The 26,843-nt window shown below is 55.5% G+C and carries 25 protein-coding genes and 1 pseudogene; 15 read left to right on the top strand and 11 right to left on the bottom strand.

Translation table 11 applies throughout. From position 1 onward, the window contains the following. Positions 1 to 16: 16 nt before the first annotated feature. The 3 genes from KHU33_RS08685 to KHU33_RS08675 form a co-directional block, all read right to left on the bottom strand. Positions 17 to 1,327, bottom strand: coding sequence for an MFS transporter (locus tag KHU33_RS08685; protein WP_211462446.1), 1,311 nt, complete (start codon positions 1,325 to 1,327; stop codon positions 17 to 19). Between the two features lie 77 nt (positions 1,328 to 1,404). Then, positions 1,405 to 2,733, bottom strand: a complete 1,329-nt coding sequence (locus tag KHU33_RS08680; RefSeq protein ID WP_211462445.1) for a glycerate kinase type-2 family protein — start codon at positions 2,731 to 2,733, stop codon at positions 1,405 to 1,407. Between the two features lie 163 nt (positions 2,734 to 2,896). Continuing rightward, positions 2,897 to 3,994, bottom strand: a complete 1,098-nt coding sequence (locus KHU33_RS08675) for a tartrate dehydrogenase (RefSeq protein ID WP_211462444.1) — start codon at positions 3,992 to 3,994, stop codon at positions 2,897 to 2,899. Positions 3,995 to 4,108: 114 nt separating this feature from the next. Here KHU33_RS08675 and KHU33_RS08670 point away from each other — a divergent pair, with 114 nt between their 5' ends. After that, positions 4,109 to 5,026, top strand: coding sequence for a LysR substrate-binding domain-containing protein (locus tag KHU33_RS08670; protein ID WP_211462443.1), 918 nt, complete (start codon positions 4,109 to 4,111; stop codon positions 5,024 to 5,026). 42 nt (positions 5,027 to 5,068) lie between these two features. Here the strand turns inward: KHU33_RS08670 and KHU33_RS08665 are convergent, their stop codons facing one another. Together KHU33_RS08665 and KHU33_RS08660 are read right to left on the bottom strand one after the other, a co-directional pair. Then, positions 5,069 to 5,260: a hypothetical protein gene (locus KHU33_RS08665; protein WP_211462442.1), complete on the bottom strand. Its 192-nt coding sequence runs from the start codon at positions 5,258 to 5,260 to the stop codon at positions 5,069 to 5,071. Beyond that, positions 5,242 to 6,438 (bottom strand): phytanoyl-CoA dioxygenase family protein, encoded by a 1,197-nt coding sequence (locus tag KHU33_RS08660; RefSeq protein ID WP_230414137.1) that lies wholly within the window; start codon positions 6,436 to 6,438, stop codon positions 5,242 to 5,244. The genes KHU33_RS08665 and KHU33_RS08660 overlap by 19 nt, the downstream gene beginning before the upstream one ends. Positions 6,439 to 6,550: 112 nt before the next feature. On the opposite strand from KHU33_RS08660, the gene KHU33_RS08655 reads away from it, so the two are divergent. Next, a complete protein-coding gene (locus tag KHU33_RS08655) occupies positions 6,551 to 7,594 on the top strand; it encodes a LacI family DNA-binding transcriptional regulator (protein WP_211462441.1) in 1,044 nt (347 codons plus the stop codon). 144 nt (positions 7,595 to 7,738) lie between these two features. Continuing rightward, positions 7,739 to 7,996: pseudogene (locus KHU33_RS08650) on the top strand (gallate dioxygenase); the annotation flags it as partial. Positions 7,997 to 8,187: 191 nt separating this feature from the next. On the opposite strand, the gene KHU33_RS08645 reads toward KHU33_RS08650, so the two are convergent. Then, positions 8,188 to 8,970 carry an SDR family NAD(P)-dependent oxidoreductase gene (locus KHU33_RS08645; protein ID WP_211462440.1) on the bottom strand — a complete coding sequence of 261 codons (783 nt, stop codon included), beginning with the start codon at positions 8,968 to 8,970 and terminating at the stop codon, positions 8,188 to 8,190. A gap of 263 nt (positions 8,971 to 9,233) precedes the next feature. On the opposite strand from KHU33_RS08645, the gene KHU33_RS08640 reads away from it, so the two are divergent. Then, positions 9,234 to 9,584 (top strand): helix-turn-helix domain-containing protein, encoded by a 351-nt coding sequence (locus tag KHU33_RS08640; protein ID WP_211462439.1) that lies wholly within the window; start codon positions 9,234 to 9,236, stop codon positions 9,582 to 9,584. A gap of 200 nt (positions 9,585 to 9,784) precedes the next feature. Here the strand turns inward: KHU33_RS08640 and KHU33_RS08635 are convergent, their stop codons facing one another. Continuing rightward, complete coding sequence (locus KHU33_RS08635) at positions 9,785 to 10,714, bottom strand: alpha/beta fold hydrolase (protein WP_211462438.1); 930 nt, start codon at positions 10,712 to 10,714, stop codon at positions 9,785 to 9,787. A gap of 111 nt (positions 10,715 to 10,825) precedes the next feature. Beyond that, a complete protein-coding gene (locus KHU33_RS08630) occupies positions 10,826 to 11,590 on the bottom strand; it encodes an SDR family oxidoreductase (RefSeq protein ID WP_211462437.1) in 765 nt (254 codons plus the stop codon). 166 nt (positions 11,591 to 11,756) lie between these two features. On the opposite strand from KHU33_RS08630, the gene KHU33_RS08625 reads away from it, so the two are divergent. Continuing rightward, positions 11,757 to 12,668, top strand: coding sequence for a LysR family transcriptional regulator (locus tag KHU33_RS08625; RefSeq protein WP_211462472.1), 912 nt, complete (start codon positions 11,757 to 11,759; stop codon positions 12,666 to 12,668). Between the two features lie 234 nt (positions 12,669 to 12,902). On the opposite strand, the gene KHU33_RS08620 is transcribed toward KHU33_RS08625, so the two are convergent. Further along, complete coding sequence (locus KHU33_RS08620; RefSeq protein ID WP_211462436.1) at positions 12,903 to 13,571, bottom strand: TetR/AcrR family transcriptional regulator; 669 nt, start codon at positions 13,569 to 13,571, stop codon at positions 12,903 to 12,905. A 160-nt stretch (positions 13,572 to 13,731) separates the two neighbouring features. Here KHU33_RS08620 and KHU33_RS08615 point away from each other — a divergent pair, with 160 nt between their 5' ends. Genes KHU33_RS08615 through KHU33_RS08605 form a run of 3 tightly spaced genes read left to right on the top strand, consistent with a single transcriptional unit; the run spans position 13,732 to position 16,300 of the window. Beyond that, complete coding sequence (locus tag KHU33_RS08615; RefSeq protein ID WP_211462435.1) at positions 13,732 to 14,613, top strand: alpha/beta hydrolase; 882 nt, start codon at positions 13,732 to 13,734, stop codon at positions 14,611 to 14,613. Between the two features lie 24 nt (positions 14,614 to 14,637). Beyond that, positions 14,638 to 15,411, top strand: a complete 774-nt coding sequence (locus tag KHU33_RS08610; protein WP_211462434.1) for an SDR family oxidoreductase — start codon at positions 14,638 to 14,640, stop codon at positions 15,409 to 15,411. 46 nt (positions 15,412 to 15,457) lie between these two features. Beyond that, on the top strand, positions 15,458 to 16,300 hold the full coding sequence (locus KHU33_RS08605; protein WP_211462433.1) for an SDR family NAD(P)-dependent oxidoreductase: 843 nt from the start codon (positions 15,458 to 15,460) through the stop codon (positions 16,298 to 16,300). A gap of 317 nt (positions 16,301 to 16,617) precedes the next feature. On the opposite strand, the gene KHU33_RS08600 is transcribed toward KHU33_RS08605, so the two are convergent. Beyond that, complete coding sequence (locus KHU33_RS08600) at positions 16,618 to 17,577, bottom strand: alginate lyase family protein (RefSeq protein WP_211462432.1); 960 nt, start codon at positions 17,575 to 17,577, stop codon at positions 16,618 to 16,620. Positions 17,578 to 18,248: 671 nt separating this feature from the next. Between KHU33_RS08600 and KHU33_RS08595 the strand changes: the two genes are divergently transcribed. Continuing rightward, the gene (locus KHU33_RS08595; RefSeq protein WP_211462431.1) at positions 18,249 to 18,845 is read left to right on the top strand and encodes a hypothetical protein; all 597 of its coding nucleotides are present in this window, start codon (positions 18,249 to 18,251) and stop codon (positions 18,843 to 18,845) included. A 248-nt stretch (positions 18,846 to 19,093) separates the two neighbouring features. Continuing rightward, entirely contained in the window at positions 19,094 to 20,596 is a 1,503-nt protein-coding gene (locus tag KHU33_RS08590; RefSeq protein WP_230414136.1) for an arabinofuranosidase catalytic domain-containing protein, read from the top strand. 205 nt (positions 20,597 to 20,801) lie between these two features. Here the strand turns inward: KHU33_RS08590 and KHU33_RS08585 are convergent, their stop codons facing one another. After that, positions 20,802 to 21,731: a LysR family transcriptional regulator gene (locus KHU33_RS08585; RefSeq protein WP_211462429.1), complete on the bottom strand. Its 930-nt coding sequence runs from the start codon at positions 21,729 to 21,731 to the stop codon at positions 20,802 to 20,804. Positions 21,732 to 21,839: 108 nt separating this feature from the next. Here KHU33_RS08585 and KHU33_RS08580 point away from each other — a divergent pair, with 108 nt between their 5' ends. From KHU33_RS08580 to KHU33_RS08560, 5 genes are all read left to right on the top strand, one after another. Further along, positions 21,840 to 22,655, top strand: a complete 816-nt coding sequence (locus tag KHU33_RS08580; protein WP_211462428.1) for a putative hydro-lyase — start codon at positions 21,840 to 21,842, stop codon at positions 22,653 to 22,655. A gap of 4 nt (positions 22,656 to 22,659) precedes the next feature. Then, on the top strand, positions 22,660 to 23,478 hold the full coding sequence (locus KHU33_RS08575) for a DMT family transporter (RefSeq protein WP_211462427.1): 819 nt from the start codon (positions 22,660 to 22,662) through the stop codon (positions 23,476 to 23,478). 283 nt (positions 23,479 to 23,761) lie between these two features. Continuing rightward, on the top strand, positions 23,762 to 24,448 hold the full coding sequence (locus KHU33_RS08570; protein ID WP_211462426.1) for an SDR family NAD(P)-dependent oxidoreductase: 687 nt from the start codon (positions 23,762 to 23,764) through the stop codon (positions 24,446 to 24,448). Between the two features lie 239 nt (positions 24,449 to 24,687). Beyond that, positions 24,688 to 26,118: an IS1182 family transposase gene (locus KHU33_RS08565; RefSeq protein WP_211462425.1), complete on the top strand. Its 1,431-nt coding sequence runs from the start codon at positions 24,688 to 24,690 to the stop codon at positions 26,116 to 26,118. A 298-nt stretch (positions 26,119 to 26,416) separates the two neighbouring features. Then, a partial coding sequence (locus tag KHU33_RS08560) for a hypothetical protein (protein WP_211462424.1) occupies positions 26,417 to 26,843 on the top strand: 427 nt, incomplete at its 3' end.

The following is a 26,843-nucleotide window of genomic DNA, read 5'->3' as shown; positions in this document are numbered from 1 at the left end:
AAATAGTTTTTCTGACTTAATGGCCGTGACGCGGACGACCGACTGCAGATACTCGCCTTGCCTGGCGGCTTAGCAGCAGTGTTACTACTGCCGACACTGCCAGCGTTGCCGCAACTACGTAGAGGCCGGCAGCATATCCGCCGGTCGCATTCTTCAGCCAGCCGATCGCAAACGGGCCAACGAAGCCGCCAAGATTGCCTACGGAGTTGATCATTGCTATGCCGGCGGCAGCACCTGCTCCCGAAAGGAAGGAACTTGGCATTGCCCATAACGGCGCTTTGGCGGAACTGATACCGACATTTACCGCGACAAGTGCAAGAACCACCAACAACGCTGTCGTCGCCAGGCCGGCAAAAACAAGACCTATGCATGCAAGTACACAAGGAATCACGACGTGCCAGGTGCGCTCTACCGTGCGATCCGAATGCTTCGCCCATAGGATCATGGCGACCACAGCGGCAACACTCGGCACACCGGTCAGCAATCCGGTTTCCCATGGAGTAAAGCCAAATTCACGAATGATCAGCGGCGCCCAAAGGCCCAGCGTATAAAGGCCGGCGGAGGTGCCGAAATAGATGAGCGCGAGAGCCAGAACACGAGGGTCTTTCAATGCGCTGAGCGCCCCGGCAGTGTGGCCGGTATTGGATTGTTTGGCATCTGCTTCACTCTTCAGCTTGGCAATCAGCCAATCACGCTCATCGGCTGCCAGCCATTCCGCTTTCGAAGGTGTATCGGTTAGATACTTCAATACGAAAAAGCCAAGAATCACTGTCGGGACTGCCTCAATGATGTACAGCATCTGCCAGTCAGCCAAGCCGAAGACGGGGGGCAACTGCATGATTGCGCCTGACAATGGGGAGCCGATCGCGACAGAAATCGGCGCCGCGGCCATGAACCAGGCTGCCGCGACTGCGCGTTGTTTCACCGGGAACCACAAACTCAAATAGAGAATGATTCCGGGGAAGAAGCCTGCTTCGGCAACACCCAGCAAGAAACGCAGTACATAGAAGCTGTTCGGTCCGACAGCAAAGGCCGATATTGCAGAGATGATGCCCCAGGTGACCATCACTCGTGCGATCCAGATACGTGCGCCGACACGATGAAGTATCAGGTTGGACGGGACTTCAAACAGGAAGTAGCCGATGAAAAACAGGCCGCCGCCCAAGCCAAATGCCGTGGGCGAGAGGCCGATTGCCTTATTCATCGTCATTGCAGCAAAGCCAACGTTGACACGGTCGAGGAAGCTGACAAAGTAAAGCACCATGACAAACGGAATGATGCGCCACATGAGCTTGCGGGATACGCGTGATTCGAGATCTGATTTCATTGTCTCCTCCTTGGAGGTTATAGCGTTGCATTGTTAAATTCAGACGAAAGGCGTCCGCTCCTGCTTTGAATATTCCTTTAGATATTGTCTGGCTGAGCAGCAATGAAAATGGCGCGAAAGTCATTCACGTTGGTCAGCGTGGGGCCGGTGACGACCGAATCACCGAGTGCCTGAAAAAAACCATGAGCATCATTGTTTTCAAGGCTTGCGAGCGGATGGATGTCATGCTTCCTTGCGCGTGCAAGGGTGTCGGGTCTCAGCAGAGCGCCAGCTATTGCTTCCTGGCCGTCCATGCCATCCGTGTCGCCGGCGATAGCAAAGACGCCATCTTCTCCGTCCAGGGCGATGCCTAGCGACAGCAGGAATTCGACGTTGCGCCCACCGCGGCCGTTGCCGCGGATCGTGACAGTAGTTTCCCCACCCGACAGCAAAACGCAGGGAGGCGTAAATGGTTGAGCGCGTCGATTGACCTGCCTGGCAATCGCTGCCATGACTTTGCCGACGTCGCGTGCTTCGCCTTCAATGGCGTCGCTGAGAATATGGGCGCTGATCCCGACCTCTTTAGCAAGCTTGGCCGCGGCTTCCAGGGCAAGTTGAGGCGTGGCAATCAGATGCGTTTCGATATGCGGAAGGCGAGGATCGTCCGGCTTCAAGGATTCTGAGCGCCCGCTTTCCAGCAAGGCGATCACTGCCGGCGCCACCTCGATGGCGTAACGGCGCAGCACGGCAAGCGCATCCGCACAGGTAGAGGCATCTGCTACCGTCGGACCCGAGGCGATGTCATTCAAGCCGTCTGCCGGCGCATCGGAAATAATCAGATTGACGACGCGAGCGGGATAGCAAGCCGCCGCCAGACGGCCGCCCTTGATGGCGGAGAGATGGCGGCGCACGCAGTTCATTTCAGAGATGCTGGCGCCGCTGGCCAGCAGCGCTTGATTGATTTCCTGCTTGTCCTGCAGCGTCAGGCCTTCAGCCGGCAATGGCAGTAGTGCAGAGCCGCCGCCAGAGATCAGGCAAAGAACCATGTCGTCCGCGGTCAGTCCGCTGACGCATTTGAGAATTCTTTCAGCGGCTTTCAGGCCGTTTGCGTCAGGCACAGGATGCGATGCCTCCAGAATCTCGATTCGTCGGCAAGGAACCGCATAACCGTAACGAGTAACGACGATGCCTTCCAGCGGCCCGCTCCAGTTGTCCTCGACAGCCTTGGCCATTGCCGCAGACGCCTTGCCTGCGCCAATGACAATCAAACGTCCACGAGGAGGCGCCGGCAAGAATTCCGGAACGCGCGAAGTCGGCTGCGCGACCGCAACAGCGGCGCCAAACATGTCTTTCAACAAGCGATCGATGCGCGTAACGGATTGGGCGTCGAAACTGCCGGAAAGCTTGGGATCGTTGGAAGTGCTCATTTCCCGGTCCTCGTCGAAAGCAACCGGAACGCAGTAAGTGCAATAAACATGATGTCTCCAGCTTTATTTTTGCAAGGAGTAATGAAACCGCGGCTCAGTGCAGGCCGGTTTGCTCCCCATATTTTTATGTTTTGTCTGCCCGGACTTGCCGGGCGGCTGATGGCTACGCAGCAGCTTTTTCTGCCGGAACTGCGGCCTTTTCAAGGAATGCACAAACAGCGGCAGTCACTTGCGCTGTTGTGGCGTTGCCGCCCAGATCGCGGGTATGCAAGGAAGTGTCGGCGGTAACTGCTTCGACAGCGTGCATGACGCGCTTTGCGGCGTCGTATTCGCCCAGATGTTCGAGCAGCATCACAACCGACCAGAAAGTACCGACCGGGTTGGCCAAGCCCTTGCCCATGATGTCGAATGCCGAACCATGGATCGGTTCGAACATCGATGGGTAGCGGCGCTCCGGATCGATATTGCCGGTCGGCGCAATACCCAGGCTGCCGGCCAGTGCCGCTGCCAGATCGCTCAGAATATCTGCGTGCAGATTGGTGGCGACGATCGTGTCGAGCGTTGCGGGACGGTTGACCATGCGCGCCGTTGCCGCGTCGACCAGTTCTTTGTCCCAAGTCACATCAGGGAATTCTTTTGCAATTTGAACCGCGATTTCATCCCACATCACCATGGCGTGACGTTGCGCATTGCTCTTGGTGACGACGGTCAGCAACTTGCGTGGGCGGGATTGCGCCAGACGGAACGCGAAGCGCATGATGCGTTCCACACCGGCACGCGTCATCATCGAGACGTCAGTTGCTGCTTCGATCGGATGGCCTTGGTGCACGCGGCCACCGACGCCGGCATATTCGCCTTCCGAGTTTTCACGGACGATTACCCAGTTCAGGTCGTCTTGCTTGCACCGCTTCAACGGCGCATCGATGCCCGGCAGAATGCGGGTCGGGCGCACGTTGGCGTATTGATCAAAGCCTTGGCAGATTTTCAGGCGCAGGCCCCACAGGGTAATGTGATCAGGAATATCCGGGTCGCCTGCCGAACCGAACAAGATTGCGTCCTTGTCACGCAGCGCATCCAGACCATCGGCCGGCATCATCGCGCCGGTCTTGCGGTAGTAATCGCCGCCCCAGTCAAAATCTTGGAATTCGAATGCAAATGTCTTGTTTGTCTTGGCCAGCGCTGCGAGCACCTGTCGGCCCGCGGGAACGACTTCCTTGCCGATGCCGTCACCCGGAATAGTTGCGATGCGATAGGTTTTCATGCCTCCTGCCCTTTCAAAAAATGTTTGGTGTGCGTGCACTTTACCCTCCATTTATTTGCAAAAACCGGTGCTAAACTTAAAGCATTCTTAACTTTAATTTACAAGTGAGAGACCATGCAAGATACCGTTCTTCCGTCCGATTTGAGCTTTTTCTCGACGCTGGCAGCCTCTGGAAGCCTCAGCGCTGCCGCCCGCGAGTTGGGGCTGACAGCAGCTGCAGTCAGCAAGCATTTGACGCAAATGGAGAGCCGCGCTGGCGTGCCGCTGGTTAATCGGACGACTCGGCGCATGATGCTGACGCCGGAGGGCGAGCTTTACCTGGAGCATGCGCGCCGGATTCTGGATGAAATAAACGAACTTTCGGAGTTGCTTGGCAGCGCCAAGAAGCGGCCGGAAGGTCTGCTGCGCGTCAACGCAACACTTGGGTTCGGGAGAAGTCATGTTGCACCGGCGATCTCTAAATTCGTCGCTGCTTATCCGCAAGTCTCGGTACAACTGCAACTTTCGGTTACGCCGCCGCCGCTGACTGACGACGCATTCGACGTCTGCATCCGGTTCGGCGAGCCGCCGGATACGCGCGTCGTCGCGCGGCGCCTGGCTCCCAATCGACGCGTGTTATGCGCGACGCCGGCTTACCTGGCGCGGCGTGGTACGCCAATCACCCCGCACGATCTGGCGAAGCACAATTGCATCGGTATTCGGCAAGGGGATGAAGCTTACGGCGTCTGGCGCCTGACGACCGGAAGCGGGGCGGCCAGGAAGACGGAGACCGTGAAGATCCGCGGAAATCTGACAACCAATGATGGCGAAATCGCCGTGAAATGGGCTCTGGATGACCATGGGATTTTGTTGCGAGCCGAATGGGATATCAAACAGTATCTGCAGGACGGCAAGCTGGTTCAGGTGCTGCCTCATTGCGAGACGCCCAACGCAGATATTTTTGCGGTCTATTCACAGCGTCATCAGATGTCGAACCGCATTCGTGCGTTCGTGGACTTTATTGCGGAAGAGTTGGCGCCTGCTACGCAATAGAGACTTTGCGGGATCTTTGAAAACGGCTTAATCGCCGCACCGTCAGCGCAAGGAAATCCAGCTGCGGGTCTTGCCCATGTAGCCAGCACCGATCAGTCCGATACGTATTTCTCCGTTGTCTCCATTGTCTCCGTTCTCTCTTTTTATGTCGATTTTTTTCTGGCGCAGATTGATCCCGGAAACCGTCCGAGGCGGCAGTAGCGATGGGCGGCAACTCAGGTTTGCTGCTGCCATGCCTTGCTTTCCAGCGCTGCGATAAAACGCGATTCGGGCCACTGTTGCTCAAGCGCCTGGAGCATGATTTGCTGCTGCGTCTGTGGCGCCATGCCGTCGATGGGCTGGTCGCGGTCGAGATTGCTCGGAAACGCATAACCTTCAGCGCAGGCTGCGATCGCATTTCGCATCTCGCCGTCGGAGAAATTTCCCTGTGTGCGTAGCATTTGCAGGGCGGCGTAGAGCGTCTTGCTCATCAGCTTGCGGTCCAGTGTTTCCATCGCTCGCCCGAAAGGCGATGACACCTGGAGCAGATTGGCGATGCGCCGGACGTCGGGCGAACGGTTGTGGCCGGCGGCATGAAACAGGGCAGGGTTGAAAAACACGGCATCCCCCATCGATAGCGGCAGTTGCACATGGTGTCGCTCGAAGTAGTCGCGGAACCCGGGTTGATGATAGGCCAGAAAGCCGGCCTTGTAATTCTGCGAGTAAGGCAGGTAGAGCGTTGGGCCGGTGGCCAGCGGCATGTCGCAATGCGCGACGGCGCCTTGCAAGGTCAGGGCGGCGGACATCTGATGGACATGCGCCGGATAGCTGGCGCACGCGCTTGTCGGCTGGAATCCCAGATGGTAGTCGCGGTGCGGTGATTGGGCGGCCCCGCCCGGATTCACGACGTTGACCTGTGAGGTCATCTGGTAAGCCGGACCAAGCCAGGCCTGGCAGATCAAGGCGAAAATGGGATTGCCATAGTAGCGTGCGAAGGCAGAAGGTGCGCGCAGACACAGCTTTTGCTGGGCATTCCAGATGCGATCGTTGGCGCCGGGTTTGGCGAAGTGATCGCCGCCGGCGCGGCCGCTGGCATGTTGCTCCGTAATCAGGGTCCGGAATACGCTGTTGACTTCTTCCATCGTGTCCAGATCGCTCACCGCGCGTTTTAGCACGACCAGGCCTGGACCGTTCATCAGCGCATCCCCCCATTCCGCCTGCAAGGCGCGCAGGGAAGCCGCGCTGGAGGACAGCCCCCGCACGGCATCGCAATCGTAGATCAGGATATTCGATTGCACCGCCGCAGCCAGCGGATAGTCGGCCAGCTCGGTATGCCGGCTGACGATACGGATGAAGTCATCGAGCTTGCAAGCTTGTTCCGACAGCCAGAACGCGTCCGACGGCGGTTTTGCACCGGCTTTTGTTGCCATCATGTTTTGTTCCCCTGTTTTTAAAATGTACAATCAGTATAGGGACAGGAGCCCATATTCCACATCAGGAAATCCCTCAAAAATCCCTCAAAAATCGACCGCAAACGGATACCGCATGGCGCATCAATTTCCACTCAAAGTCGTGGCGCTGCAGGCCGGCGTCAGCGTCGCCACCGTCGACCGCGTGTTAAAGCAACGCGGCGGCGTACGCCGCTACACGGTGCAACGCGTGCTGCAGGCACTCGATGAACTGGGAAGGCAACGCGAGCAGGTCGGCTTGTCCGGCCGGAAATTCATGATCGATGTGGTCATGGTGGCGCCGCAACGGTTTACCGATGCAGTCCGCTTCGCTCTAGAGGCGGAACTGCCATCGCTGCATCCGGCGGTTTTGCGTTCGCGCTTTCATCTGCATGAGACCCTTGATGCGGAAAGGATCGTCGCATTGCTTGATCGCATCAGGAAAAACGGTTGCCACGGCGTGCTGCTGAAGGCGCCGGACCTGCCCCCGGTGATAGCGGCGGTTGAGCGACTGGCCGCGGCCGGCATCCCGGTGGTAACGTTGGTGACAGACATCCCGGGCTCGGCCCGCAGCACCTATGTCGGCATGGATAACCGTGCGGCAGGAGAAACTGCGGCATATCTGATCGGCCAGTGGATTGGCGTCGGGAAAAAGCAGGACGTGCTGGTTAACCTGAGCAGCAATCGCTTTCACGGCGAAGAAGAGCGGGAGATGGGATTTCGGCGTGCGCTACGCGAGCATCACCGCCATCTCAGGATAGTCGAAGTAAGCGAAGGCAATGGTATCAACGGCGCCACCGAGTCACTGGTACGGCAGGCATTGTCCGATCATCCGGACATTACAGCCGTCTACTCGATCGGCGGAGGAAACGCCGCCATCGTGAAGGCGTTCCAGAATGCCGGCCGGCGCTGCAAAGTCTTCGTCGGTCACGATCTGGATGCCGATAACCTTACGCTGCTCAAGTCGGGGGGCATCAATGCCGTGCTACATCACGATCTGCGCCAGGATATGCGACGGGCATGCCAGGACATACTGAGAGCGCAAGGCGCGCTGCCGACATTAAAAAAAGCGATGCCCTTGTCCAGTATCCAGATCGTCACGCCATTCAATATGCCGACTCCGGCTGTCGGCCAGCCGTGAACAGTCCGAACTTTTAAATCTATCCGGGGTCGTTATGGGGATGATGTGGCCCGATAAAATCACCGCATTGAATAATTGATTTGACCTGACAATCGCCTTCCTCAAATCTGGCAACTGTCAGATCAGATCGCGTTTAATACAACGCCTGTCGAGCGCGACATGATCGTGCAGCGGGACTGGCGAGCCCTGATCCGCTACGGCGTGATTTTCTTCTTGCTGGAGAAACTTGGCGCCACGGTCGGCGTATCCAATCTCCACATCTATGCCGCCATGCGTGGCGAATCGCTGGCAGATTTCCAGAAGACCCGCAACGCACCGGGAGCGCTCTATTCAGTCGCGTCGTCAGCTTCGGCAAGCGCTGCAGACTGGGAAAAAGGAGCTGATCCCGCCGCCGAGCGTTGAGCTAGCAAGGTATGAGCCCCAGATCCCGGACGGCCTGATATGGTAGCTCCTGCGCCTGTCCGGTTCAGCGCGGCAAGCACTTGTACAACAAATAGTGCGAGTCAGATAGGCCAACTTCAACGTCAACAGCCACAATGTTAGCTACGGGCTGAGATGCAACGCAATCCCGCTGCTTCGGTTAACCCGACGCATCACTGCCCGCCATACCCGGCATCGATCACCAATTCGCTGCCGGTGACAAAGCGGCTGGCGTCCGACACCAGATACAGAGTCGCCGCCGCCACATCGGTAGCGGCCCCGCTCTCCCTTAACATCTGCAACTCGGCCCGGTCGCTCAACATCTGCGTCAGATCGCCGGCGTCGCGCATCGCCTCCGCCAGCGCCGGTGGGCGAAGGAAGCCGGGTTGGATGGAATTGACGCGGATATTGCACGAGGCGTAGCGCTGCGCGTTCAGCCCGGCCAGACGCAGTGCCTCTGTCGATGCATAGTCGCTCCGGTCCTGGCGGCCTTCGGCCATGTTGTATAGCGACAGCACGTTGACGATTGAGCCGCCGCCAACCCGCACCATCGCCGCCAGCACATGCTTGCTGCAGACGATGCCGCCGTTGAGATTGAGCTGCGCCGCCCTTTCCCATTGCCGCAGCGGCAGGCCCGGCGCGGACGGATGATCGACATCGACGCCGGCGCTGTTGACCAGGATGTCGATGCGGCCGAAATGGGCTTCGGCCTCCGCCACCACCCGCCGCACTGCGTCGTCGTCGCTGACATCGCATTTCCAAAATTTTGCCTGGCCCTGTCCGCTGCCGAGCAAGCCGGCGACGGCGCGCCCTTCGCCTTCGCGTACATCCAGAATCGCCAGGCGCGCCCCGGCCGCCGACAGCGCGCAGGCGATGTGCAGGGCTATACCGCGTGCCGCGCCGGTGATCAGGGCGACCTTGTTTGCGAGGGGGAAGTATGTCGACAAATGGCTCATTGGGCTTTCCTTGTGATCTTCGGTTGCAAATAATGCGGACGATTTATCCGCGCATCTTTGGTGACGTCGACAATTTGTCGGATCAAAGCCCTATGCGCACTTTTCTCCACCGATCGTTGCGCTAGTGCATGCAAAGATATTAATGAAAATCAATATTTTGACAGGTAGAAAATAAGACTTTTTAGGTCTTGTAGTTCAACCTAAAATGCACTTCATGTCAACAGGTTGTTGTTCGACCATATGGGTCGAATGGAGATTTGTTGATGAAAAAAACACAGAAAGATATCCAGTTGGCAAAAGCTGTGGGCAAGATGATCGCCAAACGGAGAGATGAAGCCGGCTTGACGCAAGATGTTGTTGCCGAACGATTGGGGGTTGGGTATGAGGCTGTTTCACGCATGGAACGTGGGCTAAGTATGCCCACGGTGGGGAAGCTGATTCAATTGGCTGAAATTTTTAATTGCTCAGTAGGAAAACTGTTGATTGAATCAAGTAATCGGGCTGAAGATCAAAGCATGTTGATTGCTAGTATGATAAGTAAATTATCTGAGGAAAATAGAACTTTTGTATTGGAAATTTTGGAAAAACTGTCATCTCATTTGACGGAAGGTTAGCTGATTGCGTAGTGTTCAACTTCTTAACGGTCGCCGCAAAACCACCTAATGATCGTGTCATTCCCAGTGGAGTAGTCGGAGGCATTGATTGCAGTAGCGACCAAACCCGCAGCGATGTCGGTGATCGCATCAATGCAGATGAGTCCCTTTGTCTGGGCCGCCTTAAGGCAGAGGTAATTGCTTTGGCTGACTACCTGCACCTAACGCCCGCTACCAAGGAAATCTACTATGAGCGCGATGGTAGCATCGGGGCTTTCTTCCATCAGCCAGTGGCCAGCCTTGGGGACTACCGCTTCCTGGACGTTGACGGCCGCGTTGCGCATGACAACCGCCATGGTGGCGCCGAGCGACTTCTCGCCACCGATGGCAAGCACGGGCATGGTGAGCTTGGTCTGCGATGCAATCCGGTTATCTGCAACGTCCTTGGCGGCGATCGAGTTGAATTGAGCAAAGGCAGCTCGCATCGCGCCGGGTTGCGCATACTGCTTGGTGTAATAAACGCGTGTCGCCTCATCCACTTTAGACGGATCGCCCGCGAACTCATTCCAGAATCGATCGAGATAGATCCGTTCGCGCCCGGCCACCAGGCGTTCGGCATCCGCACCTCCGAAATTGAAATGCCACAGCTGTGGACTGAGAACGATCTGATCCCAGGGGGCGACTCCCGGAACAGGAGCGTCCATGACAACCAGCTTTCCCACTTTGTCCGGGTATCTTGCGGCATAGGCATACGCAACCATGGTGCCGATATCGTGACCGACGACGGCGGTATGGTCCTGTCCAAATTTCACAACGACAGCCCGAATGTCGGCCGCCTGCGTCATTTTGTCGTATCCACCGGCCGGTCTCGAAGACAATCCGATTCCGCGCAAATCAGGCACGATCACAGTATGGCTCTTGGCAAGTTCCTTTGCCAGCGGCCCCCACATGGCGCCGGTATCGCCAAAGCCATGAATCAGCACTACCGCCGGGCCGGTTCCGCCGGATCGGACAAAGATGTTTACTCCGTCTGGTGTGGTGATGGTGCGAGTCTGAAATCCAGTTGGCAGAGTGGGCTCCGCAGCTGCCGTTACTTGGGCAATGAATGCGCCGCATAATATTGCGGCAAAGATGATTGCGCCTCTTCTCATGATCAGACTCCCTATTCAAAATAGTGAAAAATTCCTCGGAAATGGCGTCAACTCCGATTAACCATAGCATCTCTAAAGCGAAACGCTTCCACACATGATTAAACAGGCTGATCACGTGCGGGTAATCGATGCGCCGCCATCGATCAACGAAGCCGTACCGGTGATAAAAGAAGAGTCATCCGAAGCCAGGTACAACACCGAACGCGCCAACTCCTCCGGCTGCGCGGCGCGTTTCAGTGCATGCAGGTTGGTGATGAACGCTTGCGATTCGGCGGTATTGTTCATGTCGCGATACATTTGCGTGTCAACTGCGCCCGGCAAAATCGCATTGACACGGATCCCTTGCGGGCCGTATTCGGCCGCCAGCGCCTGGGTCAGCCCAATCAGGCCGGATTTGCTGGCTGCATAGGCTGCCACCCCGGGGAATGCAAAGCTGTGGCCAACAAAGGTCGAAGTGAAAATGATAGAGCCGGCGCCGGTTTTCAGCATCGCCGGGATTTGATGCTTGGCGCCCAGAAAACCACTGGTGAGATTGGTGTTTAGCGCCGTAGTCCAACCCTGTTCCGAGACGCCGGTAGTTGGCCCCATTTCTCCCAGAATGCCGGCATTGTTGAAAGCCACGTCGAGACGCCCGAATTTTGCCAATGCCAATTCAACCAGGGCTTGTGCATAGCTTTCGCTGGTGACATCGCCAGCCAGGGCGACGGCAACGCCACCCTCTGCAGTGATCTCGGCAACCAAGCTATCGAGTTCGGCCTGACGCCTTGCTGCAACTACCAGTTTGGCGCCCTCGCTGGCAAACAGCTTTGCCGTGGCGCGACCAATCCCTGCGCTTGCGCCTGTGATGATAGCGACTTTTCCATTTAATCGATTCATGATGTTGCTCCTAAGAAATTATTCATTGACAGTTGGCTTACTGATTGGGCAGTAACGCGTTAGCTCGGCCCGTGGAAACACTATATGACTCACAAATACATTCATCAATACGATAAAAATGCATAATACGTTCAGCATTTATGAATCAACTACCGGGAAGAAAACGATGGATCGCATGCGTGCCCTTGAGGTATTTGTAGAGGTGGTACGAAAAAATGGCTTTGCTCGCGCGGCTGACGCCCTGGAGACCTCTCCTGCCAACGTGACGCGTTATATCCGCGATCTGGAATCCCATTTAGGCACCAGGCTGCTCAATCGCAGTTCACAGAAAATGTCACTGACGGAAAGCGGCGAGGCGCTCTTTGAACGGGCCAAGGTCTTACTTGAAGAAGTCGCCGAAATTGAACTGATCGCATCATCGGCCACCATGAAACCGCGCGGAGTGCTACGTATCAATGCGCCGCTAAGTTTCGGCATTCTCCATCTGGCGCCACTCTGGCCGCAATTTTTGCTCCGGTATCCCGAAGTGGAGCTGAATATCGCACTGATTGACCGCGTAGTGGATATCGTTGAAGAAGGCTATGACTTGGCGATTCGCATCTCACGTACCGGTTCGAGCTCCTATGCGGCGCGCAAACTCGCCACCTCACACAACATCGTCTGTGCCTCTCCTGCCTATCTGCGCAAACACGGGACGCCGATAGTTCCATCTGATCTGACGCGGCACGCTTGTATCGGATACAGCTACGCTGCGACCGCCGACGAATGGAACTTCATGGATGCCGACGGCAAGGCGAACCCGGTAAAAGTGTCATGCGTCATGCACACCAATAATGGCGATACTGCCCGTTCGGCGGCGCTGGCAGGGCTAGGCATCATCTGGCAACCCAGCTTCCTGATCGGCGCCGACTTGAGCGCCGGGCGACTCATACCGCTGCTGCCGGGCTACCGGTTGCCGGACATTGATGTTCTGGCTGTTTATCCGAGCCGCCGTCATCTCAGCGCGAAGGTTCGTGTAATGATCGATTTCCTCGCCGACGCCTTCAAAGGGACACCGCCATGGGACGTCAATGCCTAGTTCGGCACTTTAGTTACTACCGGCCGCCTTCCTATGCAAAATCCGTTTTGCCTTTCTTGCGCGGTGCAGATGTGAAAGACCACAGATTGGTTTTGCCGATTTTTCAAAGCGTAGTCACGACGGGGATAGGTCGATGCAGGGGTAACGACGTTTGATCGGCAGGATGTCTTCACATTGCCGGCATTTAGATCAGCCAAACGCAGTCCGATGAAAATGGCACTTGGCTTGTGAGAGCTACTCAGGGATAGACCCTGAGTAGCTTGCCACGACACCGATCGCTATAGCCTGCATGTGTCTGGCCATCACGTCCGGCGGCAACGCAAAGTCCGTTCTCACCCATTCCTTGGCGATCTGGTAGAGCGCGCCGACGATTCCTTGCGCCAGGACTACCGTTTGAAATTTAGGGTGGCCTTTTGGCGTTATCCCGGAAAAAAGCACATTGACTAACAGGTCTGTCGTCGCGGCCAGCTCCTTCGCGTAATGGGCATCGACAAATGCGCTTACTCCTTCCATCTCGAACAGTGTCAATCGTGCTGCGGCCGGATTGGCACGAATTTCCGAAAAATAGGACTGGGCCGCTGCCATGAATTTTTCCGAAGGAGTGTCGTCTTTTCTTGCCATGGAATCGAGCGCTTTCACCCGGAGATCGTGCATGACGGCAGTGCAAGTCGCGCATAGTAACTCCTCGCCATTGGCAAACGATTCATAAAAATATCGCTCAGTCAGTCCTGTGCTCAGACAAATTGTCTTGACCGATGTGGCACGGAATCCCGCGCTGCCATACAGGGCGATGCCGCCCTCGATCAAACGGCGACGACGCTCTGCTATTCGCTCGTCTAAGCTCACTCCCCGATATCGCTTTTGCGATGCGCTATTTGCATTTTGCAAACTTGTTTCCGACATTCTGGATGATCCTCTTTCAAAATAAGGTGCAGTCATATATTGACACGATAACGTGTCAGATGTAAAGTGAGGTATGACATGTGTGCATGTCAGATTTGAGGTCTGATTTTTGAATCGCTGCAATCTCATCAAAAACTGCAAAAAGGGAGGAGGCAATTCGATGCACCGCAAAACCATCCATTTTGATTCTCACGGGACGCGATGTGCGGCCTGGTTCTTCGAGTGCGGCCTTCCGGGAAAACGTCCCTGCATTGTCCTCGCCCACGGATTGGCCGGCATCAAGGAGATGCGCCTTGATGCGTATGCGGAGCGGTTTGCAACCGCCGGTTACCACGCGCTGGTGTTCGATTACCGGCATTTCGGAGAAAGTGACGGCGTGCCGCGTCAACTCCTGGATATCGCGAAGCAGCATCAGGATTGGCATTTAGCAATCAAATTCGCGCGCAGTCAGCCGAACGTCGACCCTAAACAAATCGCCTTGTGGGGCTCTTCGCTGAGCGGTGGTCATGTCATTGCGGTTGCCGATCAGGATCGTTCTGTCGCCGCAGTCATTTCACAGGTACCCCATATGCTTGGACTCACCTCAGGACTGGCAGGAGGACTGGTCAGTGGAACGCGCCTGATGTTGCACGCGATGGCGGACGTCTTCGCCGGTCTGATCCGTGGTTCACCCCACTATGTGAATGCCTCGGGCAAACCAGGCGAGTTGGCTCTCATGACCGCCACCGGTGCTGCTGACGGTTACCTTCATCTTGTACCAAAAGGTAAGTCGTTTGATCAGCGTGTTGCGGCTCGCTTCGCCCTGTCGGCGATGTCTTATTCGCCCGGCAGAAAACTACGCACTTTGTCGATGCCGGCCTTGCTTCAAGTTGGCTTAAAGGACAGCACAACCCCTGCGTCCGGGGCGTTGAAGTCGTGCCGGGGTGCCAAGACAGCCACCTTAAAGACATATGACACCGGACACTTCGAGCCCTATGTCGATCCTCTGTTTGAAACGTTCGTCGGCGATCAATTGAGGTTTCTGCACGACGTTTTGAAATGACGCGCCCCGTTCAAGGAGAAATGCATGACGCAACGAATGAGTGTATTCATCACCGGTGCCGCCAAAGGCATCGGCGCCGAAATGGCTCGCCTGTTTTCAAGCAAGGGATGGATTGTTGGGATAACTGATATCAACCAGAATGATCTGGCTGCGCTCAGATCAGAACTTGGACAGCAGCATTTCTACAGGCAACTTGATGTGACTGTCTCCGAACAGGTTGAGTCAGCGCTTGCTGAATTTGCCGCCATGAGCGGTGGTGCTATAGACGTTGTCGTCAACAACGCGGGAATTGCCTTCATAGACGATTTCGAAAAACTGTCATTGCAAAAACATCTCGCAGTGACCGAGGTTAACGTCAAGGGGGTACAGATTGGTAGCTACCATGCGTTGCCTTATCTGAAAAAATCGAAACGTGCTGCGCTGGTGAACATGTGCTCGTTGAGTTCCGAGTATGGGGTTCCCAGCGAAGCTTCCTATTCAGCCAGCAAATTCTGGGTCAAAGGCTTTACCGAGGCGCTGAATATTGAATGGGAGCGGCATGGCATCTATGTCTGCGGCGTGATGCCCAATTTTGTCGCGACACCCATGATGGACGCAGCACATGGACCGATTGTTGATTCCGTCGGCATCCGTTTGACACCTGCTGATGTCGCAAAAACTGTATGGCGCGCAGTCCAACGACAAGGGAAAGTACATTGGGAAGTCGATACATGGCGGCCGATACTGATGCGTTCGATTAGCAAGCTTCTGCCAGCAACGTTGCGGCGGACCATGATCAAGCGCGTGTCCGGCTACTGAAGTCATATTGAGACAGGCCGCACCATGAAAGCCGAAAGGAGATTCAATGAAGAAGTTTGATCTAAAAGATAAAACAGTTCTCATAACTGGTGCTTCCGGAGGAATTGGCAAGGCAGTTGCCGAACGGTTCTATGCATGCGGCGCGAACCTGGTATTGACGGACCTGTCCCAAGAAACGCTTGACGCCGCGTTCGCCGGAATGGCAAGGGAACGGATTCTATTAAGCGCCATGGATGTTACCGACATGACCGCCACAAAAGCGGTTGTCGCTAACGCAATCAAACGATTTGGGCGACTCGATATGGCATTCGCCAATGCTGGGATCAGCACGAAAACTCCTGCCACGATGCTGACGATGAGCGAGGATGAGTTTCAGAACGTTGTGAAAGTCGATTTGTTCGGAGTTTGGAACACCGTAAAGGCCAGCCTGCCGCACGTTCTTGCGGCTAAGGGGCATATCCTGATTACCGCGTCCGTCTACGCCTTCATTAATGGAATGGTGAATGCACCGTACGCAGCGTCAAAAGCGGCAGTCGAATCACTTGGGAGGGCATTGCGAGCTGAGCTGGCTGGAACCGGGGCGACGGCGGGTGTTCTATATCCTGGGTGGGTGGCAACGCCGATTGCAAATGCTGCCTTTGGCGGCCACAAAGAAGCTACCGAACTCGTCAAGCGCGCCATGCCGGGCCCTTTTGGTCGCGCTGTTCAAGCAGATTTAATCGCAAACGCGGTAATAGTGGGCGTCGAATCTCGGGCGCCGCGCATCATTGCGCCGAAGCGGTGGGTGCCTATGTCACTGTTGCGCGGCATATTGAACGCGATGAGCGATGCCATACTTGATCGCGACAAAAAAGTCCATAAGTTGGTTCGGGCTGTTGAGAAGAAATAGGACGTAACTGCGACTGACCGGTCTCCTTGTTACAGCGGAGACAGTGTCTTAATCTTTCGTGTGGCCGCAACGGGTCGGACCCGGTCTTCCAAAGTTTAGAAGCCGGCCATTCAAAAAAGCGACGCCAAAGTATTTGTTGTTTGAATCGGCGAACGGCAGCTATGTGAAGCCGCCGCTCAGAATTACATCTGAGGAAGGCTAATGCCGTCGACATCAATAACCGCGTCATATAATTGTCGGCGATCTTGGCGAGATCTTAAAACGCCCGTTGGCCATCCCGGGACGGCTATGGTTTGCGGCGTATATCCACGCAACGCTCAATGGGGCGGCGCAACGGCCCACGCGATGGTGACGTTGCCGCCAAGACGCCATTCGCGGAACGGGCTGCGCGGAGCAATCAGGGCGGGGAGCCGCGGGTCGCGCGTGCGAGCATAATACGGCTCCATCCACGAAAGCTCGTCCTGAAATGTCCAGGGGAAGAGATTCTGTTTGACCGGGGTGATCTCGGCGAAGCTGTCGGGATCCTGCACCGCCTTGATCACCAGATTCGCCAGCCGGCCGATTGCGCCGTGATTCTCCTGGTAGAGATTCACACCTTGCCGCTCGGCCAGTTCCGCCGTGAAGACCAGCGGAATCAGCGCGAACGTGTGGTAATGGAGAGCGCGATCGCCGCGCTTGATCTCCCGCTCCAATTCGCCGTGCGGACCTATATCGTGGATGCCCTCCCTGGCACGCGCGAGTCCGGCATCGATCAACCCCTGCTGCTGCGCAAGCGTGCCGATAGCGACAAGATTCAGTCCTGCCCAATAGACCAGATTGTTGTGCAAATGGTTGATCGCATCCGCGTCCCGCGTGGCGATGGCGATACGGGTCAGCCACGGCATAATGACGCGCAGCTGGTCCGCATTAGCCTCGCTGGCTTCCCGGGGCAGCCGCAGCAGCACGAGCGCGAAATCCGTCCCGGCCCAGGAGCGCTCGTAGTAGCCCTGGTATCCGCTGATCGGCCCCATCAAGGAATCCGCGCGGGCCCAACCTTCCAAAAGCGCGAGAACGCAGGTCCATTGGTTCGATTCCGCAGCCTTGTTGAGCTGGTAGATATAGTCCCGCATCGGCTTGACCGCCTGTGCATAGGCGGCCGGATCGTCGTAGAACCCTGCCGGATCGATTGACTTCACCGGCGCGGGTACGGTACACGCAGCGCCGGCATGGTTAATGCCAAGACCCATGAGCATCGCCGCTGAGACAGCGCCCAGCATTCGAATGAATCGATTATGCATAACTATTCCTGTCAGGCTTTATCTTCATGCGAATACTAGCGCGGTACGTGTCGGCGGCAACACTTTCCGTCTGAAAAAAACGCGTGAAGATGTAACAGGTCACCGCGGCAGGCGAAAGCAGCGCGCGCTGTGTCCCGGTATCGATTGTAATAGTCATCGACTTCTTAAAACGGCCGCTATGCAATTTTCTCGACCTCGGCAAGGGTATCTCTCATCAAGGAATTTCTAAGGTCTTCCCTCGTCGCCGGACAAATAGGTAGCCGCGTAGGAATGAGCTGAGCCAGACAGATGGGCTGCGAAGATGCCCAAGTCGTTGTGCAACGCGGTGATGCTACCGGCGATCAGATTCATGCGATACCGGTGTTGGCTAAACGTTAAGTCGAACAAGCACTTTGTTCTTTGATAAGTACATCCCTCTCTGGTTTACCGATCCGTTTAAGGATCACAGAAGACACCACCAATAAGAAAATAGATATCAATCCGATGCAACATGTGATTGGATTCCTGAAATGATGATTGCTAATATTGCCCAGGAACAATCGATTTGAGCGACGGCGATAGTCGGGCTTGTGTGGAGGTTGATCCTGGCGCCCGAACTGAATGGCCCTCTCCAGCATTAATTGTTCGGTGTAGGTGGTCACTGGAAGCTCAGCAAAGAAGGAAAAGAAGAAATGTCTGTTGCTCAAAAAGTATTCCCGGGATGCTGCATGATTGCCGCGGCGTGCCTGTGCTTTTACTTACTGATAAGCGCCCGGCAGTCGGAAGGCACCATGCCATTGCCGCCGCCCGATGCCAAGTTCCAGGCAATGGCGGATTCGTCAGATGTTGCGGCACAAGGCAACCTGCGTTGCGCCGACATGGTGCTGAGCAACCCATACGGGCGGGGCGCCTCGAACTGTTTGAATGATCCGGAACCGTTGGTCCCTACCGCGGATGGAGACGCGAAGATCTTGCGCGCCAAGCTAGATCTGGTATGGCCATGCCAGGGAATCCAGCAACCGAATGCGGCATCGTCTGAATGCACCAAGATCAACGCCGACGCGGCAAGTCTGGTCAGGCAGCTCGAAACGCTAGCAGAGCGGGGCGACAGCCAAGCAAGCACCGATCTGTCGAATCTGGTGCAGAGCCGGAAAAAAACCGCTACCGGTGAATATTTAGATGCGCTTGACCACGCAGAAGCCCGGATCTCGCGCAGGTCGATCAGTGGCGGAATAGAAGCGGAGAAACAGATTTCTCGGCCGTCCCCGGCTTCCGTCGATGGCGTATGACCCGTGGGCGACACAAGGGTATTTCGCTCACCTGAGACCAAGCTGACGCGGTCCGCTCAAGCCGGGGTGTGGCGGGTTTGCCGGCATCGCCTCACTTCATTGACGTTCACATTATTAGGCACTTAACACAATACGTTTTTGCCGCAATGGATTTTACGGGTTGAGAAGTAATGGCCTGTGGAATGGCGTGTCGAGAGACATGGTATCAAAGTAAATAACTATGAAAGTAAATAACTATGGAGACTGAAATGAAAAATCATTGCGTGCAGTTGGGGTTGAATGGGCACCGCCCGTTGAATAGGCATGCCGTAGGTACAATAAATCGCTTTTTAATGCTTTTGGCGTTTATCGTATTTTTCAGCGTGGTTTTGTTGCCAAAGGCTTCGGCCGCCACAAGCACTTGTGATATTTACGCTGCGGGAGGTACGCCGTGCTCTGCGGCCCACAGCACAGTGCGAGCCTTGTGTGGGGCGTATAACGGAAAGCTGTATCAGGTCAAGCGCGCATCTGACGGCGCCACCATGGATATTGGTACTTTAACAGCCGGTGGTATTGCCAATGCTGCTGCACAAGATACTTTCTGTGCAGGTTCTGTATGTACCATTGAAACGATCTATGACCAGAGCGCAAATGGAAATCACTTGACTGTTGCGCCGGCCAGGGGGAACGGTAGCGCAGACATCACAGGCAGTGCCACCGCATTGAAGGTGACGATAGGCGGAAAGTCTGCGTATGCGGTCTATATCTCCGCGGGCGTCGGGTATCGGCGTAACAACACCACAGGCATTGCAACCGGCAGCGCATCAGAAGGCGTATACATGGTTACCAGTGCTACCCATGTGAATAATGGTTGCTGCTTTGATTATGGTAATGCCGAGACAAATAACCTTGATACTGGCAATGGACACATGAATGCGGTCTACTTTGGCACGCTGTGCTGGTTCGCATGTACCGGATCCGGCCCCTGGGTCATGGCAGACCTTGAAAATGGTCTATTCCTGGGCGGCAACGGAAGCAATACGAATAATACTGGCCGCAATACCACTTTTGTCACGGCCATGATTAAACAAGACGCCACGACATATTCCATTAGGGATGGCGATGCCCAAACTGGCGCGTTAAAAACCGATTATGCGGGGCCGCTACCTACTACGCCAGGATATGTGCCTTTCCACAAAGAAGGTGCCATTATTTTGGGTATTGGCGGCGACAACAGCAAGGTGGCAGTCGGTAATTTCTATGAAGGCGCAATGACAAAAGGCAAGCCTTCTGATGCGACCGAAAACGCCGTGCAGGCCAATATCGTTGCAGCGGGTTACAGCGGAAATGCCCTGAGTTCTTATAAAAAACTCGTCAACCAAAACAGCAGCAAGTGCGTGGACGTTCAGCAACCCAATACCAGTGCGGGTAGCAATGTCGACCTCTACACATGCAATGGGTTTGCTTGGCAGAATTGGCAAATGGTGGACTTGGGCAACGGATACGCCAGTATTTATAGCGAGCACAGTGGCATGTGCCTGGATGTCAGCGGATCTTCCAAAGCCAATGGCGGCAACGTGATCCAAAATACCTGCAGCAGTAGCACCAGTCAGCAATGGCAGGTAACAACGACCACCGCTCCCTGGTTCCGCTTGACCTCGCGCAATAGCGGAAAGGTGTTGGATGTTTCCAACTGTGGCACAGCCGACACGACCAATATCCAGCAATGGGACTGGCTCAATAATGCTTGCCAACAATGGCAGCTGCAATAACTATTCTTTTATGAAGAATGGATTCGACTAATGTCCAGTTGAACTAAACCAAGACGCGGTGGCTGGTCCTCATGGGCCGCCACCGCTTTTTATTGGCGGTGTGCCGCCCAGATGGGCAAAGCGCGACACAAGTCCAAAGTCGTCACTCGTTTCGACACCAAGTATGTGATGGACATCCAAGAAGCCGACATATATCTTTGTCTTATCAGATAACCGGAACCCGCTTCTTGCGCTGCGTACAAATCAACCCGCACTCACTAAATACTTTTCTTGCCAACGGCACCAACTTTTCCCGCGCGACCGGTGCCAGTTCCTGCAGATAAGAAACGTAATAATCGATTACCGGTGCTGCGGGGCGGACTTTCAACAGCTTCACTGCTCCGGTGTCGCGGGCTTCCCGCGCCACCGGCCCGGGCACCAACGCAATGCCATGGCCAGCTGCGACCAACTTGATGATTAGAGCCATCGAGTTGCAGGTTCCTCCACTCGGAAGCCGCATCCTATGCGCGCCGAACCAGTTGACAGTAGCCGAATGTAACGACGACGGCGCCGGCAGGCTAAGCACAGTCAATGCGGCAAAGTCCTGCGGTGTAGCCGGGTCGGATGCAGGATGAAATGACGATGGTGCGATCCATTGCAGGTCGACGCTGCCCAACGCTTCATCGACAATGTGTGCTGCCGACACTGGACTGCTGAGGATGGCCATGTCCAATTCGCGCGCGTTGAGCTTGCGGCTTAATTCGCTGCCGATGTCGACATGCAGTTGCACTCTCAGGCCAGCAAACTGCTCACGCGTGCGGGATAGAAAAGTAGGTAGACCTATCATAGCTGACGATTCGTTGGCGCCCAGGCGCAGCAGGCCCAAGCCAGGCGCTCCGGTATCCATGGCGCCAGAAAAATGATCGGCCAACGTCAGAATCTGCTCTGCCAGTTCGAACAATTCGCGTGCCTGCGATTTCAGCTCTAGCTTGTAACCGCCTCGATCGAACAACTGGTCTCCAACGACTTCCTCCAGATCGCGCAAGCGCGCAGTCACGGCCGGCTGCGTCAAATTCTGGTGACGTGCTGCGGCATGTACGCTGCCCAAACGGGCCACCCAATAAAAACTTTCCAGCTGTTGCAGGCTAGGTCGCATGATCAATATTATTTATCAAGATACATTTAAATTGTAATTATCTTTAATTATGTTACGAGCATACAATTTTTTCTAGAAATACTCACCATTCTTTTCTGGAGAACACCCATGTCACCCGTATCGTCTCAACATCCCGCCCTGCATGCCCACTCTAGCGCCGCCGATTGTCGCCGCCTGATACGAAACGGATCCTGGGATCGCCCTACGGCAGGCTTGGCGGCGCGCCACGTTCAGGTCAATCTTGTCATGCTGCCGGATGCCGAGGCTGCGGACTTTCTTCGCTTCGCCCAACGCAACCCGAAGCCCTGTCCGGTGCTGGCGGTGAGCGAACCAGGTGAATTCACGCTGACTTCCATGGGCGCCGACATCGATCTGCGCCGTGACGTGCCGCGCTATCGCATCTTCGAAAGCGGTCAATACAAGGCCGAGGTATGCGACATCTCCGAGTTTTGGCGCGACGATCTGGTGACCTTTGCCATCGGTTGCTCCTTCACGTTCGAACATACGCTTCTCGACGCCGGCATTGCCATTCGTCATATCGACGAGGGACGCAACGTGCCGATGTACCGCACCAGCATCCAGACCCAGTCGGCGGGCAAATTTGGCGGAGACATGGTGGTCACCATGCGCCCGCTGAAGGCGGCCGACGCCATTCGCGCCATTCAGATCACTTCACGCTTTCCGGGCGTGCATGGTGCCCCGGTGCACATCGGCGATCCGGCGCAAATCGGCATTACCGACCTGGGCTGCCCCGATTTCGGAGAAGCCGTCACGGTGGCCGCCGACGAACTTCCTGTGTTCTGGGCCTGTGGCGCCACCCCGCAGGTAGCGCTGCTGCAGGCCAAACCCTCTGTGTGTATCACTCATGCACCGGGGTACATGCTGATCACCGATCAGCTCAACATCGACTACGCGGTGCTATAGAGCCATGAGCGCACCTCTGTTGTATGGCATATTGGTTGCTCTAATCTGGGGCATCCAGCCGGTAGTCTCTCGCTATGGTTTTCAACTCGGCCTGGCCGATGCTTGTGGCATCGGCTGGCGCCGTGCGCTCTTGTTGTTTTTGCTGTCGGGTCCATTGTTCAGTCTGATTTTGATCGGCGGCGTCAATTTCGCGCCGGCTTCGCATGGGGCCTTGATTCATCCTGCGCTCACACCGTTGTTCGGGGCGTTGATCAGCCGCTTCGCCTTGAAGCGCCCGGAGCGCTTCTCACTGTTCGGAATGCTGTTGTTGTTGGGCGGACTGGGCTTGATTGGCATCGACAGCGTGCGATCTCCTGACGCGGTGACGTCGGCCGGCGCATGGCGCGGTGACCTGCTGTTTGTGCTCTCGGCCTTCATGTGGGCATGGTATCTGGTGCTGAACAAGGCTTGGAAGACGACGCCACTGGATGTGGTGGCACTGGTGCAGGTGCTGTCGCTGAGCTGCGCGTTACCTTATCTGGCGCTCTTCGGAATGGGGACCTTCGAACAACCGACGAGTGCACTCTGGTTGCAGGCGATATACCACGGACTGCTGGTGAGCATCGTCGGCGTTGCGCTGTTCAACTGGGTCGTGGCGCAGATGGGCGTAAAAGCGCTGATGTTGGGTGCGCTTTCCCCGCTATTCGGCATGGCGGCCTCGGCGCTTGCATTGGGAGAGCCACTGCGTGGCCCCATTTTGATCGGAGCACTCATCATTGTAGCTGGCCTAGTATTGTCACTGCGCGCCGCGTCGGCGCCGCGCCATCAAGGCAAAGTCTGCTAGCGTATTGTTCATTTCGGAAACCGCAAAGATCCCGGCCGTAGCGGTGTCGTGCGCAAGGCCGACCGACACGAACCAAAGTCTCCATTGGCGTGATACGTTTAGCGTAAAAGTTGCGACACACGGCGGCCTCCGATATGCATCCGTTCAGTGCAGCAATGATCTTGCGCGTTTCTCGCCAACGATGGCTAGCGGTCAGCTATCAATTCAAACTGGGCCTGCGCTGCAAGCAAAAGCGCAAGTTCAAGGGCACCACGAATTCAACCATTAATAACTTAAGAAAAAAATGAAAGCGATTATTACAGGCGGCAATCGAGGAATCGGACTCGAAATAGCGAAAAATCTCTTGAGCAGAGGATACGAAGTTCATGTCTTATCCAGATCCGGAATCTCCTCGCCTCCAGAAGGGATCATCTCCTGGACGGCAGATGTTTCAGATTTCGAACAGACAATACGGATTGTCGACAAGATCGGAACACCAGACGTATTAATCAATAACGCTGGAATCATGAACGCGAAGACGGCGAGCGATTATTGCAGCGACGAGATTCTACACATGCTCAATGTAAACCTGATCTCTGCCGTGCGGCTTAGCGTTCGCTTGGCCGAACAAATGGCCAACAGCAGCGGCGGCCGGATCGTCAGCATGGGGTCAATTGCAGGAGAAATTGGCCATCCAGACATTTGGTACGGTATTTCAAAGGCCGGGATCATGAATGCCATGCGCTCCCTCGCACGAACCTATGGACCGAGAGGCGTGGTCGCTAACTCGGTGGCACCGGGCCCCGTGGAGACGGAAATGATGAAGAACATTCCTGAAGATAGAAAGACCCGCTTGAAGGCAGCCACAATCAGTCAGCGATTCTGTTCCGCAGAAGAAGTGGCAGCAACAGTTTGCTGGCTCGCGACTGATGCACCGACATTTATCAACGGTGAAGTCATTGATATGAACAATGGCACTAACTACCGCTAGCCTGCCGCAGCACGTGGAGAAAATGCCGATTTGCTCCACGTGAAGGTCCGCTCTACGGAAATTCGAAAGGCCGCTGTGGGTCGAATTCTGGCTTTCGCGAATGACCTAGTCCGGCCCAGACTGTGTAAAAACGCGACGCTCCTTGGGAATCATATTTTCACCGTTTTCCGGCCATCAGTGTAAACGTAATCAATCCCGAAACGTTATTTGGCTATCTCATCAAACGGCGGGGTAGCTAGATGAAGCGCTTTATTCAGGGAGAACATCGCACCCAAGGCATGCTGCTCCCCGAACACTTGGATGACTACATCACCGAACACAATCCGGTGCGCGTCGTCGATGTGTTCGTCGACGAACTGGATCTGGCCAAGCTCGGATTTGGTGGCGTCGTTCCAGCGGAAACTGGCAGGCCTTCGTATCATCCTGCAATGCTTTTGAAGATTTACATCTACGGCTACCTCAACCGCATCCAATCCAGTCGACGTCTTGAGCGGGAAGCGCAACGCAACGTTGAACTGATGTGGCTGACCGGTCGATTGGCGCCCGACTTCAAGACCATTGCCGACTTTCGTAAAGACAATGGCAAGGCGATTCGCAATGCGTCTCGTGAGTTTGTGATGCTATGCAAGAAGCTTGACCTGTTCTCCGACGCACTCGTTACCATCGACGGTAGCAAGTTCAAGGCAGTCAACAATCGTGACCGGAATTTCACCACAGATAAAATGCAACGGCGGATGCAGGAGATTGAAACAAGCATCAATCAATATCTCACGGCCCTCGACACCGCCGATCGTCAAGAACCCGAAGTAGCGCAATTGAGAACCGTACGCTTGCAAGACAAGATTGCCGCCCTCAAGAAGCAAATGCAGGCACTCAAGGAAATCGAGGTCCAGCTCAAGGATGCGCCAGATGGGCAGATTTCCCTGACCGACCCTGATTCCCGCTCCATGAAGACGCGCGGAACCGGGATGGTCGGCTACAACGTCCAGACGGCAGTCGATGCGAAACACCACATCATTGTTGAACACGAGGTCACCAACGTAGGCTCGGACCGGGACCAATTGTCCTCCATGGCCGAACAAGCACGTACTGCCATTGGAACCGAGAAGTTGACCGCGATTGCAGACCGGGGCTACTTCAAAAGCGAAGAAATTCTGGCGTGCGACAAAGCCGGCATTACCGTCATTGTTGCCAAGTCCAACACCTCCGGCGGCACTGCAAACGGGCGATTCGGCAAGGACGATTTCATTTACGACGCGCAGAACGATGAGTATCGCTGTCCGGCGGGTCAACCGCTGATCAGGCGCACGACCACTACTGTGCGCGGATTGACCCTCCATCGTTACTGGTATTCAGACTGCCATAATTGCGCCATCAAGGAGAAATGCACGCAGGGTAAAGAGCGACGTGTTACGCGCTGGGAGGACGAGGCTGTACTCGAAGCCATGCAATCGCGCCTGGATCACTTTCCAGATGCGATGCGAATTCGACGCCAAACCGTCGAGCACCCGTTCGGGACGATCAAGTTGTGGATGGGATCGGCGCACTTCTTGACGAAGACGTTGAAACGGGTCAAAACCGAGATGAGTCTGCATGTACTTGCGTACAATTTGAAGCGTGTAATGCAGATATTGGGCGTCGGCCGATTGATGCGGGAAATTCGGGCCTGAAGGGTAATGCCGTTCAGTTAGGGGCAATTCCCTCATATGGCAGCCCCGTCATTCCCGCGAACGCGGGAATCCAGGTTGCTGAGTATGGCGGCGAAAATGGATTCCCGCGTTCGCGGGAATGACGCAACGGGGAATTTGTGCCGCCTAACTGAACGGCATTAGGGCCTGAAGGGCTCTTTTTGCTGTGAAATTGAACGCGATTTGGAGCGCATTGCAGTGGTTTTTAGACTGCCACTCAAAAAATATTTCGTGCCGCAGCCGGAAAAACTGGTCAGAATAAACCGCTCTTGTGGCGTGGATGGCGGTCGTTGAACATGTTATTGATCGTGCCAACGAATTTTTATGTTTTTACACACTCTGGGCCAATTGCGGTCGGTCGTCTTTTTGCAAATGGAGAACAACATTGGAAAATAGTCAGTGCGCGTTTAACCAGATGGCCACTGCAGAAGCATGGGCGCGAGGATGGACCCTTACGAGGGGGAAACCTCGTCCCGTAAATCAGACGTATGGATACAAAATTGACTTAGGCGCGCCCGACCACCTCGAGCGCCATGTAGTAACCAATTTCGATACGCAAGCTTTGCGCGAGCTATCCAGTAGCTTAACGGTTCCGGGGACATGGCTTAAAGTCTGCGCAAGCCCAGAAATGGTAACGCCTTTTCTTCGTGATATCTGGACGATTCAGCCGCCTGAGTATTTGATGGCTGCGGCGTTGCGCAAAGACG

Origin of the sequence: Collimonas silvisoli (assembly GCF_018305005.1) — a bacterium.
GTDB lineage: Bacteria > Pseudomonadota > Gammaproteobacteria > Burkholderiales > Burkholderiaceae_D > Collimonas > Collimonas silvisoli.
Note: the sequence above shows the minus strand (reverse complement) of the source record. Positions and strands in the feature narration are given on the sequence as shown.